Annotated in this window: 15 protein-coding genes and 3 riboswitches; of the genes, 4 read left to right on the plus strand and 11 right to left on the minus strand. The window is 48.6% G+C overall.

Going from position 1 to position 14,886, the window contains the following annotated elements; all coding sequences use genetic code 11:
* Genes P403_RS0106210 through ribD form a run of 3 tightly spaced genes read right to left on the minus strand, consistent with a single transcriptional unit; the run spans window position 1 to window position 2,842 of the window.
* The gene (locus P403_RS0106210) at window positions 1-1,185 is read right to left on the minus strand and encodes a bifunctional 3,4-dihydroxy-2-butanone-4-phosphate synthase/GTP cyclohydrolase II (protein WP_029331784.1); all 1,185 of its coding nucleotides are present in this window, start codon (window positions 1,183-1,185) and stop codon (window positions 1-3) included.
* Window positions 1,185-1,811 carry a riboflavin synthase gene (gene ribE / locus P403_RS0106215; RefSeq protein WP_029331786.1) on the minus strand — a complete coding sequence of 209 codons (627 nt, stop codon included), beginning with the start codon at window positions 1,809-1,811 and terminating at the stop codon, window positions 1,185-1,187. The genes P403_RS0106210 and ribE overlap by 1 nt, the downstream gene beginning before the upstream one ends.
* Window positions 1,796-2,842: a bifunctional diaminohydroxyphosphoribosylaminopyrimidine deaminase/5-amino-6-(5-phosphoribosylamino)uracil reductase RibD gene (gene ribD, locus P403_RS0106220; RefSeq protein WP_029331787.1), complete on the minus strand. Its 1,047-nt coding sequence runs from the start codon at window positions 2,840-2,842 to the stop codon at window positions 1,796-1,798. Before ribD ends, ribE begins: the two co-directional genes overlap by 16 nt.
* A gap of 158 nt (window positions 2,843-3,000) precedes the next feature.
* Window positions 3,001-3,145, minus strand: a riboswitch (FMN riboswitch).
* Between the two features lie 150 nt (window positions 3,146-3,295).
* Window positions 3,296-3,400: riboswitch (SAM riboswitch) on the minus strand.
* A 215-nt stretch (window positions 3,401-3,615) separates the two neighbouring features.
* Window positions 3,616-3,718: riboswitch (SAM riboswitch) on the plus strand.
* 60 nt (window positions 3,719-3,778) lie between these two features.
* On the opposite strand from ribD, the gene P403_RS0106225 reads away from it, so the two are divergent.
* Window positions 3,779-4,537: an alpha/beta hydrolase gene (locus tag P403_RS0106225; RefSeq protein ID WP_029331789.1), complete on the plus strand. Its 759-nt coding sequence runs from the start codon at window positions 3,779-3,781 to the stop codon at window positions 4,535-4,537.
* Between the two features lie 170 nt (window positions 4,538-4,707).
* Here the strand turns inward: P403_RS0106225 and P403_RS0106230 are convergent, their stop codons facing one another.
* A complete protein-coding gene (locus tag P403_RS0106230; RefSeq protein WP_034801409.1) occupies window positions 4,708-5,325 on the minus strand; it encodes a thymidine kinase in 618 nt (205 codons plus the stop codon).
* 184 nt (window positions 5,326-5,509) lie between these two features.
* Between P403_RS0106230 and P403_RS0106235 the strand changes: the two genes are divergently transcribed.
* Entirely contained in the window at window positions 5,510-6,160 is a 651-nt protein-coding gene (locus P403_RS0106235; RefSeq protein ID WP_029331792.1) for a DedA family protein, read from the plus strand.
* A gap of 35 nt (window positions 6,161-6,195) precedes the next feature.
* On the opposite strand, the gene P403_RS0106240 is transcribed toward P403_RS0106235, so the two are convergent.
* Window positions 6,196-6,441 (minus strand): type B 50S ribosomal protein L31, encoded by a 246-nt coding sequence (locus P403_RS0106240; RefSeq protein WP_012371588.1) that lies wholly within the window; start codon window positions 6,439-6,441, stop codon window positions 6,196-6,198.
* Window positions 6,442-6,538: 97 nt separating this feature from the next.
* The gene (rho, locus tag P403_RS0106245; protein WP_029331794.1) at window positions 6,539-7,903 is read right to left on the minus strand and encodes a transcription termination factor Rho; all 1,365 of its coding nucleotides are present in this window, start codon (window positions 7,901-7,903) and stop codon (window positions 6,539-6,541) included.
* A gap of 351 nt (window positions 7,904-8,254) precedes the next feature.
* Between rho and P403_RS0106250 the strand changes: the two genes are divergently transcribed.
* Both P403_RS0106250 and P403_RS0106255 read left to right on the plus strand, forming a co-directional pair.
* Window positions 8,255-8,935 carry a C40 family peptidase gene (locus P403_RS0106250; RefSeq protein ID WP_029331795.1) on the plus strand — a complete coding sequence of 227 codons (681 nt, stop codon included), beginning with the start codon at window positions 8,255-8,257 and terminating at the stop codon, window positions 8,933-8,935.
* A gap of 133 nt (window positions 8,936-9,068) precedes the next feature.
* Entirely contained in the window at window positions 9,069-9,842 is a 774-nt protein-coding gene (locus P403_RS0106255; protein ID WP_029331796.1) for an SDR family NAD(P)-dependent oxidoreductase, read from the plus strand.
* 502 nt (window positions 9,843-10,344) lie between these two features.
* On the opposite strand, the gene glpX is transcribed toward P403_RS0106255, so the two are convergent.
* The 5 genes from glpX to P403_RS0106280 all read right to left on the minus strand — a co-directional run bounded on the left by glpX (window position 10,345) and on the right by P403_RS0106280 (window position 14,798).
* On the minus strand, window positions 10,345-11,310 hold the full coding sequence (gene glpX, locus P403_RS0106260) for a class II fructose-bisphosphatase (protein ID WP_029331797.1): 966 nt from the start codon (window positions 11,308-11,310) through the stop codon (window positions 10,345-10,347).
* Window positions 11,311-11,342: 32 nt separating this feature from the next.
* Window positions 11,343-12,593: a UDP-N-acetylglucosamine 1-carboxyvinyltransferase gene (murA, locus tag P403_RS0106265; RefSeq protein ID WP_029331798.1), complete on the minus strand. Its 1,251-nt coding sequence runs from the start codon at window positions 12,591-12,593 to the stop codon at window positions 11,343-11,345.
* Window positions 12,594-12,620: 27 nt separating this feature from the next.
* Window positions 12,621-13,268, minus strand: a complete 648-nt coding sequence (fsa, locus tag P403_RS0106270; RefSeq protein ID WP_029331801.1) for a fructose-6-phosphate aldolase — start codon at window positions 13,266-13,268, stop codon at window positions 12,621-12,623.
* A 165-nt stretch (window positions 13,269-13,433) separates the two neighbouring features.
* Window positions 13,434-14,288, minus strand: a complete 855-nt coding sequence (gene fba / locus P403_RS0106275) for a class II fructose-1,6-bisphosphate aldolase (RefSeq protein ID WP_029331802.1) — start codon at window positions 14,286-14,288, stop codon at window positions 13,434-13,436.
* Between the two features lie 132 nt (window positions 14,289-14,420).
* A complete protein-coding gene (locus P403_RS0106280) occupies window positions 14,421-14,798 on the minus strand; it encodes a response regulator (protein ID WP_235195186.1) in 378 nt (125 codons plus the stop codon).
* Between the last annotated feature and the right edge of the window lie 88 nt (window positions 14,799-14,886).

Below are 14,886 nucleotides of genomic sequence, written 5' to 3' on the forward strand. Positions count from 1 at the left end.
TTAATTTCCTCCTTCGAGATCGAGCAGATGCCCGAGCTTCGTCTGTTTGGTTTTGAGATACTGGTGGTTTTCTAAACTTGCCGGTACTTCATGCGGAACCCGCTCCAGCACGGTGATGCCGTACGTTTCGAGCGCTTGCTGTTTATCCGGGTTATTCGTCATCAAACGGATTTTCGTGACACCGAGGTCCTGAAGCATCGCTGCTGCGACGGCGTAGTCGCGTAAGTCGGCTGCAAATCCGAGCGCATGGTTCGCCTCGACCGTATCGAGTCCTTGTTCTTGGAGCTCATAGGCTTTCAGCTTCGCCATCAGACCAATCCCTCGCCCTTCTTGACGCAAGTAGAGGACAGCACCACCTTCTTGTTCAATCCGGTCGAGCGCCGCATCGAGTTGCGGACCGCAGTCACACCGTTTGGACCCGAAGACGTCACCCGTCAGACATTCGGAATGAACCCGGACGAGCATCCCGTTTTCTGCTTCACCTGATAGCACCGTGACATGTTCCTTGGCGTCAGGTGTCGTATACCCAAGCATCCGAAACGCCCCGTGCGTCGTCGGTAACAAGACTTCCGCTTCACGGCGGACAGGGCGCTCGAGATAGCGGACGAGAGCATCGATCGTAATCATTTTTAAATCATGTTCTGCTTTATACGTCACTAAATCATCGACCCGTGCCATCGTCCCGTCTTCTAAAATGATTTCACAGATGACGGCCGCTTCGGCGCTTCCCGCGAGCCGTGCCAAATCAATCCCTGCTTCCGTATGACCACGCCGGACGCGGACGCCGCCTTCATTCGCGATTAACGGAAAGATATGTCCGGGACGCTTGAACTGCTTTGGACCATCCGTCAACATCCGCTGAATCGTCATTGCCCGTTCCTCTGCACTGATGCCGGTTTTCGCATCTTCATGATCAATGCTGATCGTAAAGGCCGTCCCGTGCGGATCTGTGTTGACATCTGTCATCGGCCGGAGTTCGAGTCGTGTTGCGATATCCGGACTGACCGGGACACAGACGAGTCCTTTGCCGTAAGTGATCATGAAGTTAATCATCTCGGGTGTCGCATGTTCCGCAAGTAACACGAGATCCCCTTCGTTCTCACGGTTTTCATCGTCACAGACGATGATCGGTCGTCCGCGTTTTAAGTCATCCACTGCTTCTTCAATCGAATCAAATCCGTTCATCATACTTCGCCTCCTAAAAATGCCGACCAGTCCGTCTTCGCATCCTTCTGCGTAAAGTGATAGAGATGTTTCGCCATCAAGTCACATTCGATATTGACGAGGGCACCCGTCTGCAAGCAATCGAACGTCGTGACTTGGCGTGAATGGGGAATCAATGAAATCGTCACCGCATCGTTTCCGACATGTTGCAGCGTCAGGCTCGTCCCATTGATTGCAATCGATCCTTTCGGAATACAGTACTTGCTCCAATCGCCTGCTTCAAAACGGTATTCCATCGCTTCACCGTCTGGTCGCCGGCTGAGAAAACGAGCCGTTCCGTCGATATGCCCGCTGACGAAGTGACCCCCGAACCGTCCATTCGCCGGCATCGCACGTTCGAGTTGAACGGCTGTCCCGACTCGTAACGTCTGCAGCGATGTCGCCCGGATCGTTTCATGGACGGCATCTGCCGTAAATCCGCTCTTCGTCATCGCCGTCACCGTCAAACAAATCCCGTCAACGGCAATGCTGTCGCCAATCTTCGTGCCGTCAAGCACTGCTGTCGCTTCAATTTCCAGCGCCAATCCGTTCGCCCGGGGGACTTTTCGTTTTAATGTGCCGAGTTCTTCAATCAATCCGGTAAACATGTCACCCTCTCCTTTCGTACATACTGGAGATGGACGTCCGGTCCGATTTGTTTCATATTCACTAAATTAAAACGGTCTTCGATGTCGTGTGCCGTCGTCAGAGATTTTGTCCCACTGAAGAGGGACGGTGCCTGATAGAGTTCGATCGTATCCACGAGATCCGCTTCTAAAAATGCGGATTGAATCGTGGGACCGCCTTCAATCAACAGACTGCGAATACCTTGTTCATATAAAAGTTCGAGGATTTGGTCCGGTGTCGCATACGTCCCGACGAAAACCGTCACGTTCTCGCGCTCTGTCGTACGCGGCTGTTCCGTCAGCCAGTACGTCGGATTCAAGCCATCGTTTAAGACTTGGAATGTTTCAGTCAGGCGCCCGCGCCGATCGACAATGACACGGACCGGTTCGATGCCGGTCGAACTGCGCAACGTCAGTGCCGGATCATCGACAATTACCGTGTCGCTTCCGACGAGAATCGCATCGTGCGTCCCGCGTAACTGACGTCCGTCTGCGCGCGCCACTTCTGAAGTGATAAAGCGTTGTTCACCCGTCGCGACCGTCCCGTTCATCGTTTGGGCGACTTTCACTGTGACATGCGGACGTTTTCGTTCGATCGCCGTCCAAAATGGTTCATACAGTGCCACTGCCTCGTCTTTTAATAGACCGACTTCGACGTCAAGTCCCGCTTCCCGGAGACGTGTGATGCCGCTTCCTGCGACGAGCGCGTGCCGGTCCTCTGTCGCGACAAAGACGCCGGCAATCCCGGCTTTTAGAATCGCTTCCGTACACGGCGGTGTTTTACCGTGATGATTGCACGGTTCGAGCGTCACGTAGAGATCTGCTCCGCGTGCTGCTTCACCTGCCATAAGGAGCGCCTCGACTTCGGCATGGGGTCCTCCCGCATAACGGTGGGCCCCAAATCCAACGATTCGTCCCTGTTTGACGATGACGCAGCCGACACTCGGATCCGGACTCGTTTGACCGTTTAACATGTGTGCTAGTTGCATCGCATAACTCATGAATATTTCCATTTTTTTCGCTCCTTTCAACAAAAAAGACGCCTCCTGTAAAAGGGGCGTCGCGATTGAAGGATTGACGAAATAAGCGTCTCGTGTTTCTGTTTTTTTGCATACAGAAACAGACCCTTCTCTGAACATATTTTTTCAGAAAATGGCGGCAAGCGCATTGTTTCGTCCTTCTCCCATCCGGACTTTACCGTCGGCCTTGGAGTCTCACCAAGTCAGCCACAGTGCGTACACTGCAGGTCGCGGGCTCGTCGATCCATTGATCGCATCACCGCCGGTTGGGATTTTCACCCTACCCCGAAGAACTGGTTATTGAGTTATACAGCTCAAGATTAGCATAGGTCATTCTAAAATACAAAATGAATTGTATTTCATTCTCTTTTTTAGAAAAACATCAAAAAAGGACCCTTCTCTTAAAAGAAAAGGGTCCTCTCATCTGCACTAAGGCAGAATCCGCTCAGCTCATCTTTCAGACAAACGTCTGATGGAATTGGCACAGTACGACGTAAGAAGTCTGTCGCCGAGGTTTCGTAGGGCCAGTCCCTCCACCTCTCTCGATAAGTGCTGCGGTATGAAGTTCATATGTGTGATGTTTCAAGTCGTTCTTATGTCGTGAATCTACTGCTTACACTACGGGGATTCTGTTCTCAAGTCAACCATATTTTCAAAATTAAACCAAATTACCCAGTTTATCAATTTCGACTTCTTTTTAACGTCTTGACAACGTATTTCAATCAATGCTATTCTCTTCACAATGATTATTCCGACAATTCCTATACGATATATCAAGAGTGGGCGAGAGATCTGGCTCTACGAACCCACGGCAACCTGCAACATGCAAGGTGCTCCGACCAGCAAAGCCGATGCTTTGGATGATACTTACGATAAACTCGTAGTGCGCCTAAAGCACTACGAGTTTTTTAATAGAAGGAGGAACCCTTTATGAATTCATCATCACCTGTTCTGTGTGGCGCAGAAGATTTTTTGATTGAACGAGGTCCAATCGGTATTTTACTGTCTCACGGTTTTAACGCAACCCCTCAAAGCGTCCGCACTGTCGGAGAATATTTTGCCGCCCAAGGGTTCACTGTGTATGCTCCGCGCCTCGACGGGCACGGGACGAGTATCCAGGATTTCGAAGCGTCGACTGCCGAAGATTGGAAACAGAGCCTCCGTCAAGGGTTCGACGTCTTAACCAATCATTGTTCGTCCATCTTCATCGCCGGACAATCGATGGGTGCGACACTTGCCCTCGCCCTCGTCGCGGAAGGATTACCTGCTGACGGATTGATTACGATCAATGCAGCGTTATCGATTCCTGCCTATGAAGCATTATCTTTCGAAGACTGTCCACGCTACTTGAAAGAAAGTACCCCAGACATTAAACGTGAAGCGTTTGAAATCATCTATGACCAGGTCCCTGTCGTCTGCGCATCGGAACTTTTAACCTTGATTGACGAGACACGTCCGCTCTTACCAACCATCGAGATTCCAACGCTTATTTTATATTCTGCCGAAGACCATGTCGTCCCGCCTGAAAGCTCGGATTACCTTTATCAAGTCATCGGTGCGACGGACAAACGGAGCTATTGCCTGCTTGACTCCTATCATGTCGCGACCCTCGATCATGATCAAGAAACGATTGTCCACGAGGCAACACGCTTTGTGCACCAATATAGTCGTTTGAGCCACACCGGTTGATGTCTTCCCTACGCAAAAGCAAGGAATGAAGACTGTTTCGATACGTGTCTAAACCGTCCAAAACAATATGAATGCGCACAAAAATGGCCGATACTCCCCTCGAATGATGGGCGTATCGGCCATTTGATTGATGTAGTCCTGACTGATGAGTCAGTCCTTCGTTTGCTTCATCAGTTCTGTTGCTGTTTCTTCCATTGTTGCAGGGCTTGCGATTTCCCCGGCACTTCATGGCAGTGGCGGCAACGCGGCTCATACGACTCTGACGCACCGACTAAAATGATTGGATCATTGTAGTTGGCAGGTCGACCGTCGATTAAACGTTGCGTCCGTGATGCAGGGTCACCGCACGACAGGCAGATCGCCTGCAGTTTCGTGACGAACTCTGCCCGTGCGAGAAGTTCTGGCATCTTACCGAATGGTTCCGCCCGGAAGTCTTGATCGAGTCCGGCACAGATGACACGTTTTCCGTCTTGCGCGAGGGCCTCGATGACATCGACGATTTCATCATCAAAGAACTGCACTTCGTCAATCGCGACCACTTGTGTCTCTTGTGCGACTGCCGCGTACACGTCACGGCTCGTCGCCATCGGTACCGCGATGACAGAGTTGCCGACGTGAGAGACGACATGTTCTTCATGGTAACGGTCGTCGATCGCCGGTTTAAACACTTGGACCGGCAACTTCCCGTACTGTGCCCGTCGAACACGTCGAATCAATTCTTCCGACTTACCAGAGAACATACTTCCGCAAATCACTTCAATCCATCCGTACTGATTTATTACATGCATCATTGCAAAAACACCGTCCTCTAAAATTAGTCACTTTAACGAGTATAGCCCGAATCGATAATGAGAAAAAGAGTTGACTTCTCGAAATCAAAAATCCATCCGTTCATTCCCATGATTCCCCACCTTGTCGTTTTAACTAGTCCTCATTTCCTGTACACTATAGAAGAAGAATTTATGAAGGAAGGTGTCCCCGATCCATCACATATTACATGAAGTACTTCACCAATATGGTTCATTTGGACTTGCGCTTTTACTCGCAGGTGGAATCGTCGGGCTTCCCGTTCCCGATGAAACGTTACTTGTCATGTCCGGTTTTTGGATGCATCAAGGCAATTTACCCTTAATCGGAACGATTATCGCCGCTTATGCCGGCAGCTGTATCGGGATGACGATCAGTTATCTCCTTGGTCTCAAACTCGGAATGCCGCTGCTCCACCGGATTGGTCCGAAGATGCGCATTTCAGAAAAACATATCCTAACGGCAGAAGCCGGCTTTCTTCGTTATGGCAAATCGGTCCTGATTATCGGATACTACATACCTGGTCTTCGGCAGCTGTCTGCTTTTTTCGCAGGCGTCTCGAAAATGCCTTTCCGGATCTTTGCATCCTACGCGTATACCGGCGCACTGATTTGGATTAGTGTTTTTCTCGGGGCTGGTTATTTCCTCGGTCGCCACTTCTCATTCAGTCGTGTCTTTGAGCAGTTCGCTAAAAATCCCGATTTACTGCCCTATGTCATCGGCATTGCCGGCGCCATCGGCTCATCTTTTATCTTAAAAACCTATCTTTCGTATCGCGCCCAGTTCAGTCTATACAAAAACAGCCTGCTCCAGTGATGGAGACAGGCTGTTTTTTAATGGATAGGTCGCAATTACTTGCGGCCGTATTTTTTGTTGAAGCGATCGACACGACCGTCTGCAGCGTTGAACTTTTGACGACCAGTGTAGAATGGGTGCGAGTCCGAAGACACATCCACGCGGATGAGTGGGTACTCGTTTCCATCTTCCCAAGTGATTGTTTCGTTCGAAGAACGAGTAGAACCAGTTAAGAATTTGTACTCAGTAGTTGAATCCATAAATACAACTTTGTTGTAGTTTGGGTGAATTCCTTGTTTCATGGTTGATTTCTCTCCTTCCGCCCTGGTTCATTTGCTGAGCCAGAGTAAGTTACCTTCCTATACTAAACGATTTTTCATCGTCTCGCAATACCTATTTTCAAGTCGGTGTATCTGTTTTGATTGTCCGTGGTTTAGCTGCTGCCCGGCGAATCGGCTTCTTCTTTTCCTTCAACAGTTCAACGAAGAATTCTTCATTATTTTTCGTATCCTTAATCTTGCGCAAGAAACTGTCGACGAACTCGTTTGATTCATTCATCGTCCGACGAATCGTCCACAACGCATCGAGTTGATCTTTCGGTAGGAGCAACTCTTCTTTCCGTGTGCCGGATTTCCGGATATCGATCGCCGGGAAGATGCGACGCTCTGATAGTTTCCGGTCAAGATGAAGCTCCATGTTGCCGGTCCCTTTAAATTCTTCATAGATGACATCATCCATCCGCGAACCGGTCTCGACGAGTGCTGTCGCGAGAATCGTCAAACTGCCGCCATGCTCGATGTTCCGCGCTGCTCCGAAGAAACGTTTTGGTTTATGGAAGGCAGCCGGGTCAATCCCACCCGATAGCGTCCGCCCACTCTGCGGAACGGTCAGGTTATAAGCCCGTGTCAGACGTGTGATCGAGTCCATCAAGATGACGACATCTTTTTTATGCTCGACGAGACGCATCGCCCGCTCGAGGACGAGTTCTGAAATCCGGACGTGATTATCCGGTGTCTCATCAAACGTCGAACTGACGACGTCTGCTCCCGGTACGGAACGTTCGATGTCCGTCACTTCCTCCGGTCGTTCATCAATCAAAAGAATGATTAGCTCAACATCCGGATGGTTGACTTGAATCGAATTCGCAATCTCTTTTAACAAGGACGTCTTCCCTGCCTTCGGTGGTGCGACAATCAGTCCGCGTTGACCAAATCCGACTGGCGCAATCATGTCCATGACACGAACCGACAGATGACGCGGTTCTGTTTCAAGACGCATTAAACGATCGGGATAGATCGGTGTCAGTGCAGGGAAGAATAAACGGTTTCGTGCCGTGTCCGGTGCTTCCCCGTTCACTGCTTCAACGCTCAATAAACCTTGGAAACGTTCATTTTCCTTCGGTGGACGGACTTTTCCCGTGACGACATCTCCATTACGAAGATTAAAACGACGAATTTGTGAAGCGGCGATGTAGATATCTTCAGAGGATTGTGAGTAGTTGATGGGACGAAGGAAGCCGAAACCACCATCGTTTTGCATCTGTGGATTGCCGGGGATGACTTCAAGCACCCCTTCGAGGAAGTAGAGACCGGTTGATTCTGCTTGTGCTTTTAAAATCTTGAACATTAACTCACGCTTCCGCGCTTCCCGGTATTGCGGAACATTTTTTGCTTTCGCAATTTCATATAAATCCTTCAATGTCAGGTTACCGAGTTGGGCAAGTGTATAGGAACGTTCTGGTTTATCGGTTTTTTCAGTTGGCATATGCATTCACCTATTCTTTATAAATTCAACAGCAAAGTTCTGTAACGTATTTAATGATAAAGCAAAAAAATCTTTTGTGAATTAAAGGTATCACATATCTACCACTTTCGTCGTGATTTAGCGAATGGAAATTTCTTCTTTGTAATATTCCACGATATTATTGCAGTTATATTACAAAAAAGCGGTATTTTGTAGCGGAACTGAAAAAACGTTTTCACACGACCGCATGCTAAGATATTCCTGCAGAGAAAAACTTACAAAGTCGTAAGGATGACTGCCTAAACAAACACTTAATGATTTCATTATATAACTCGGTCACATAAATTTTAATTAAAATGGAGGAATTCACATATGAAACGTTTTCTAGCATCGGTCGCGACAGCAGCATTAGTGGTTTCAGGTTTTGCGTCAGTGGGAACAGGTAAAGTTGAAGCAGCTACGGTCACTAAAGTCAAAATCACAGATAACGGATTACGCGTTCGCTCAGGTGCCTCTACAAAATCTTCAATCGTCGGTAAAGTTAACGCAGGTCAAACATTCCTTTATAAAGGAAAATCAGGTAGCTGGACTAAAATTTCTTACGGTGGAAAAACACGATATGTTTACTCGAAATATACGAAAACGTACAAATCTTCTACTTCAACAGCTAAGAAAACAACGACTTCTTCTTCAAAGCGTACAAAGATCTTAAGCGAAGCAGCAAAACATAAAGGTACGCCTTACGTTTGGGGCGGTACAACAACACGCGGTTTTGATTGCTCTGGTTTCACAAGCTACGTTTATAAGAAAGCAGCTGGAAAAACACTTCCACGCTCGTCTTCTTCACAATACTCTTCATCTAAGAAAGTCAGCGTCTCAAGCGTTCAACCGGGAGATCTCGTCTTCTTCTCACACGGTAGCGGCATCCAACACGTCGGTATCGCGACAAGTAAGACAAGCATGGTCAACTCGGAAACAGGCGGCGTTAAATACTCTAGCTTCAAATCAGGATACTGGGGTTCACGTCTCGTCGGAGCCGGTTCTTACCTTTAATCCAAACACTAGTGACCAAGCGGTTGAGCATCGGCTCAATCGCTTTTTTGTTTGTTCTACGCTATCGTCTAGTTAATACCCTTTTAATACCCTTTTTTAATCAATTCAATCCACGAAACAGGAGCGTGATCCTATGAACGTATTGATTACAGGAGCCTCGGCAGGCATCGGTCGCGAGCTCGCCCGGTTACATGGCATGCAAGGAGACCATCTGTTGCTCGTTGGACGCAATGTCACAAAACTGTTCGAGACGAAATATCTCGTCGAACAAGAAGGAGGAACGGCTGATGTCTTTCCATACGACATCGGACAGCCCGTCCACATCGAAGCCTTACTTCGGGCGACACAACACCAGTCGGTCGATATCCTAATCAATAATGCGGGATTCGGATTGTTCGGCGAGTTTCTCGAGACCGATCTCGACCGCGAACTCAACATGATTGATATCAACATCCGGGCCCTGACTCATCTGACGAAAACTTATGCACAGCGTATGCGGGACCAAGGTATACAAGGTCGGATTGTACAAGTCGCTTCGACGGCAGCATTTCAGGCCGGTCCTTTCTTAGCCGTCTATTATGCAACAAAAGCCTACGTCTTAAGTTTTTCAGAAGCTTTGACGGAAGAACTCGCGCCTTACGGCATTCAAGTGACGGCGGTTTGTCCCGGTGCGACCCATACCGATTTCGAAGCGACGGCCGGCCTGTCTGCTTCCCGTTTGTTTAAACGCCCCGGCATCATGGATGCGCCAACCGTCGCCAAGCTATCCTTCGATGGATACATGCAAGGCAAGACGCTCGTGATTCCTGGTGCAAGCAATGCCTTCTATGTTTTCCTGACGCGGCTCTTACCACGTCAAACACTCACGAAGATGAGCGCTTCTGTCCAAGCCCCGTTGAAGGAATAGTTGGTTCACAAAAGAAAGACCTTTCCGAAAAAATCGGAAAGGTCTTTCAGCGTATTGACAAACTATTAAGAAGCGTAAACATGCGGTATCGAGAAGCAATCCGTTCGCGCTTCCCTGTCTCGCCTCGTCTTCAAAGCGGCAATCTTCCGCGCCGCTACAGCAAAGCTGCAGGGTCGCGACCGATTGCTTTTCGCGGTTCTAAGCGATTCGAAACGGATTGCGCTCTAAAACGTCTCCATGCCCGGCTTTCCGTCACGGTATTAGCTAAAAAGCGTCATGTTTCGTTGACTCCTACGGGAAAAAGTGCGTTTTTAACGCACTTTCAGAGGCAGGCAAGACCCTGCTCGTTGTCCGTAAGGACCAAGGAGCAACGGCTTGCGCCTCGCCCGAGGAAAGCAACGAATAAAGACACTTTTTCTCCTGATAGCACTTTGTCTACAGTCTGAAAGACCTTTCCGAAAAAATCGGAAAGGTCTTTCTTTGTTTTGCTCAGTTTCATGCATTACTTGATGACGAGCTTCGGTTTCTTTTTGAACGAGTGATGTCCTTCGACGAAACGAACGGTTCCTGATTTTGCACGCATGACGACAGAGTGCGTTTGTCCACCTTGGCCGGAGAACTGAACACCTTTCATCAGCTCGCTGTCCGTTACGCCCGTTGCAGCAAAGATACAGTCATCTCCTGAAACAAGATCGTCCATCATGAGGATTTTTGACGGATCTTCAATCCCCATCTTCTTACAGCGTGCGACTTCCGCCTCGTCTGCCGGAAGCAGACGGCCTTGGAGTTCACCACCGAGACACTTGAGTGCGACGGCTGCGAGTACGCCTTCCGGTGCCCCACCTGAACCGAGCAGTAAATCAATCCCTGTATGCGGGAATGCGGTATTGATTGCCGCTGCGACATCCCCGTCACCAATCAAGCGAATCCGTGCTCCCGTTGCCCGAATCCGTTGAATGACTTCTTCATGACGTTCACGATCAAGAATCGAGACGACGACGTCTTCGATGTCTTTATTTTTAGCTTTCGCGACAGCGGCGATGTTTTCTTCAATCGTCGCATCTAAGCTGACGTGACCTGCTGCTTCCGGACCGACAGCAATTTTATCCATATACATGTCCGGTGCATGGAGCAAATCGCCGGCATCTGCAACAGCAAGTACGGCAAGCGCACCCCATGTTCCTTTTGCGACGATGTTCGTTCCTTCAAGCGGGTCGACGGCAACATCGAGTCGTGGGCCATATCCATTTCCAAGCTTTTCTCCAATGTAGAGCATCGGTGCTTCATCCATCTCACCTTCGCCAATGACGACCGTTCCCTTCATCGGGATCGTATCGAAGACATCACGCATTGCGCTTGTCGCCGCGTCATCTGCCTCATTCTTCAAACCTTTCCCCATCCAGCGGGCAGAGGCAAGTGCCGCTGCCTCCGTTACGCGTACAAGTTCCATTGATAGACTTCTTTCCATGTGTATGTCCCCTCTCTTTTGCTAAAAATCGGTCAGACCGTTTCTCGCCATACGAGGGCCCCGAGCCCTTTTAACTTTTCATCGAACCGTTCATAACTTTGATCGATGAGTTCAGCATGATGCAACAACGTTTCGCCTGAAGCGAGCATTCCACTTAGAACGAGTGCTGCCGCGCCACGCGGATCTTTCGCCTCGAGTTCTGTCCCAAACAACGTTTCACCGCCGCGGATGATGATGGAAGCAGTATCCTCATGTGTAATCCGTGCACTCAGGCGACGCATTTCTTGGACGTGACGAAAACGTTGTGGGTACAGCTTATCAACGACGATGCTCGCACCCTTCGCTTGCAAAAGCGCCGCTGAGATGATTGGTTGCATATCACTCGGAAACCCACCGTAATGGAAAACCCTGATATCGACCGGTTTCATTTCCCCGATCGAAGCCGTGACTGCATCGTCTGCGACTTCAATCTTCGCACCGAACCGTTCGAGTTTTTGAATGATGCTTTCCAGATGTAACGGAATGACGTTGTCGACCGTGACGCGTCCAAGGACGGCGCCCATCGTCAGAAATGTTCCCGCCTCCATCCGGTCAGGAATCAGTGTATGACGACAGCCTTGAAGCGATTTAATCCCTTTGATGCGAATTTCATCGGTCCCTGCACCTTTGACACTCGCTCCCATGTTCGTAAGCATCGTACTGACATCGATCACTTCCGGGTCACAGGCGGCATTTTCAATCACTGTCGTTCCTTCCGCCATGACGGCGACGAGTAACGCACTGATTGTCGCACCGAAGGAAGGTAAATCAAGATAGATGCGGTTACCCTTTAACTCTTCGACACGCATGTAGTAAACACCTTGTTCGTTTCGCATCGAAACACCGAGACGCTCGAGTGCTTTAATATGCAAATCAATCGGTCGAGGACCGATGGCATAGCCACCGGGTAGACCGACGACCCCCTGTTTAAATCGCGCTGCAAGAATGCTCATGAGGTAGATTGATCCACGTAATTTCCGTGTCTCAGCTCCCGTCAAAGGCATTGGTTCGACTTGACTCGGGTCAATCGTCACCATATCGCCTTGACGTGTCACGACGGCTCCAAGCGTCTCCATGATTTGGATCATCGTCGTAACGTCGCCAATGTCCGGCACACCCTCAAGTACGACTTGCTGATCCGTTAAGAGTGCAGCCGCGAGGCATGGAATCGCACTTTGTTTCGAACCGCTGATCAAGACCGTTCCTTCAAGGCGTTGTTGCCCTACGATATGCAAAATGTCCACTATCCATCAACCTTTCTTCACCATCTATTATTGCTGGGCTTTTTCCCAGTCCGCGAGAAACTTCTCGATTCCTTGAGTCGTCAATGGGTGGTGTGTCAACGACTCAATGACGTTGAACGGAATCGTCGCGATATCTGCACCTGCAAGTGCTGCATTCGTGACATGAATCGGGTTACGAATCGATGCTGCAATGATTTGTGTCGGAATATCATGGACAACGAAGATTTGCGCAATCGTTTCGACGAGTCCCATTCCATCTTGCCCGATGTCATCGAGACGTCCGAGGAACGGCGAAACGTATGTCGCTCCAGCACGTGCTGCGAGAAGTGCTTGGTTCGGATTGAAAATCAATGTCACGTTCGTCGTAATTTTTTCTTTTGACAATGCTGCAACTGCTTCAAGACCAGCAGGTGTCATCGGAACCTTTACCGTAATGTTCGGTGCGATTTGTGCGAGTTCCTTCCCTTCACGAATCATTCCTTCTGCATCGAGTGCAATAACTTCAGCACTGACGGATACATCCCCAACGATTTCACAAATCTCACGGAGACGTGTATGGAAGTCGACGCCTTCTTTCGCGACGAGTGATGGATTGGTCGTAACCCCATCTAAAATTCCCATTTTATGTGCTTTTTTAATATCCTCTACGTTCGCTGTGTCGATAAAAAATCTCATTTTAATCTTTCCCCTTTCATCCCTTAAAGTATTCCCTTGAAATCGCTTACTGTTCCATTATAAATTTTTTTCGCCCGAAGTCCTAACGTTTTCCAAAAACAGTTTGCTTTCTAGATGAAAAAAAATGCGATAGACCGGAGTCTACCGCATTTTAAAGGATAAAAATTATGCTTTGTTGCTTGAACCAAACTCACGCATCTTGCCGATGACTGTTTGTTTGATTGCTTCGCGACCTGGTGCGATGAATACGCGTGGGTCATATTCTTCTGGTTTCTCAGCCAATACTTCGCGAACGACTTTCGCGAATGAAATTTGGTTCTCTGTGTTGACGTTGATTTTAGAAGTACCGAGCGAAATCGCTTTTTCGATATCGTGTGTCGGGATTCCAGTACCACCGTGAAGAACGAGTGGAAGGTCTGTCGCGTTACGGATTTCTTCCATTTCAGCAAAACCAAGGTTTGGTTCACCTTTGTAAGGCCCGTGTACAGAACCGAGTGCTGGAGCGAGCGTGTCGATTCCTGTTTCTTTAACGATGCGAACGCACTCGTCAAGTTTGGCGTACATAACGTCACCGACGACGTCGTCTTCTTGTCCACCGACAGTTCCAACTTCTGCTTCTACAGAAACACCTTTAGCGTGTGCATATTCAACAACTGCTTTAGTTGTTTCGATGTTTGTGTCGATTGGGCTGTGTGAATCATCGATCATTACAGATGTAAATCCAGCGTCGATCGCTTCTTTACATTTTTCAATGCTTGAACCGTGGTCGAGGTGAATTGCAACAGGAACTGTCACTTTCATGTCGTGAACGAGACCTTCTACCATTTTAACAACCGTGTAGAATCCGCCCATGTGACGTGCTGCACCTTCAGATACACCAAGGATAACTGGTGATTGCTCTTCTTGAGCCGCACCGAGAATCGCTTGAGTCCACTCGAGGTTGTTGATGTTGAATTGACCTACTGCATACTTACCTTCGAGAGCTTTGTTTAACATGTCTGTCATAGATACTAATGGCATAATGACATCCTCCTCTGTTTTGATCGCTGCTTACACGGGATCGTGTAATTTCAGACTGATTATAACATACTGATTCGCTTGAACGTACAGCATTTCACTCAGTTTTCAGGTTTGTGTCGACGACGTGAAGGATTAACCGCTTACATCGTTCGAAATCTGCACAGTCACTTCTTTTTTCAGTTCAAAGATGTCAAACGGCTTTCCGAAGAAGGCGACGACACCGAGTCGTTTCGCTTCTTCCATCGCTTCTTTTTCACTGAGCGCCGTCATTAAAATCGTCCGGATCGGACGTCCGATTTGATCTTGATGACGCAACACTTCAATCCCTGTTTTCCCAGGCATGTTGACATCCATCAACAGCAGATCGTAATCCGCTTCGTGTAATCGTTCAATCGTCTCGATTCCATCGACCGCTAAATCCGTGATGTACCCTTGCGCCTTGAATAACTGTGCCAGTAAATTCCGAATACCTGGTTCATCTTCCGCGATGAGTAGTCTCCCTTTCATCATTCACACTCCCCCTCTAGTTATTTCCATTCTACATTAAAGTAAAACTTGCTATATACTGTCTGTGATAGAAATTTAGAGAGGATGTTCA

Source organism: Exiguobacterium oxidotolerans JCM 12280 (assembly GCF_000702625.1).
Lineage (GTDB): Bacteria > Bacillota > Bacilli > Exiguobacteriales > Exiguobacteriaceae > Exiguobacterium_A > Exiguobacterium_A oxidotolerans.

Bases quoted from the DNA above. Each gene is read 5' to 3' on its own strand.
- P403_RS0106210 (WP_029331784.1), bottom strand. From the start codon at position 1,185: ATGAACGGATTTGATTCGATTGAAGAAGCAGTGGATGACTTAAAACGC.
- ribE (WP_029331786.1), bottom strand. From the start codon at position 1,811: ATGTTTACCGGATTGATTGAAGAACTCGGCACATTAAAACGAAAAGTC.
- ribD (WP_029331787.1), bottom strand. From the start codon at position 2,842: ATGGAAATATTCATGAGTTATGCGATGCAACTAGCACACATGTTAAAC.
- P403_RS0106225 (WP_029331789.1), top strand. From the start codon at position 3,779: ATGAATTCATCATCACCTGTTCTGTGTGGCGCAGAAGATTTTTTGATT.
- P403_RS0106230 (WP_034801409.1), bottom strand. From the start codon at position 5,325: ATGCATGTAATAAATCAGTACGGATGGATTGAAGTGATTTGCGGAAGT.
- P403_RS0106240 (WP_012371588.1), bottom strand. From the start codon at position 6,441: ATGAAACAAGGAATTCACCCAAACTACAACAAAGTTGTATTTATGGAT.
- rho (WP_029331794.1), bottom strand. From the start codon at position 7,903: ATGCCAACTGAAAAAACCGATAAACCAGAACGTTCCTATACACTTGCC.
- P403_RS0106250 (WP_029331795.1), top strand. From the start codon at position 8,255: ATGAAACGTTTTCTAGCATCGGTCGCGACAGCAGCATTAGTGGTTTCA.
- P403_RS0106255 (WP_029331796.1), top strand. From the start codon at position 9,069: ATGAACGTATTGATTACAGGAGCCTCGGCAGGCATCGGTCGCGAGCTC.
- glpX (WP_029331797.1), bottom strand. From the start codon at position 11,310: ATGGAAAGAAGTCTATCAATGGAACTTGTACGCGTAACGGAGGCAGCG.
- fsa (WP_029331801.1), bottom strand. From the start codon at position 13,268: ATGAGATTTTTTATCGACACAGCGAACGTAGAGGATATTAAAAAAGCA.
- fba (WP_029331802.1), bottom strand. From the start codon at position 14,288: ATGCCATTAGTATCTATGACAGACATGTTAAACAAAGCTCTCGAAGGT.
- P403_RS0106280 (WP_235195186.1), bottom strand. From the start codon at position 14,798: ATGATGAAAGGGAGACTACTCATCGCGGAAGATGAACCAGGTATTCGG.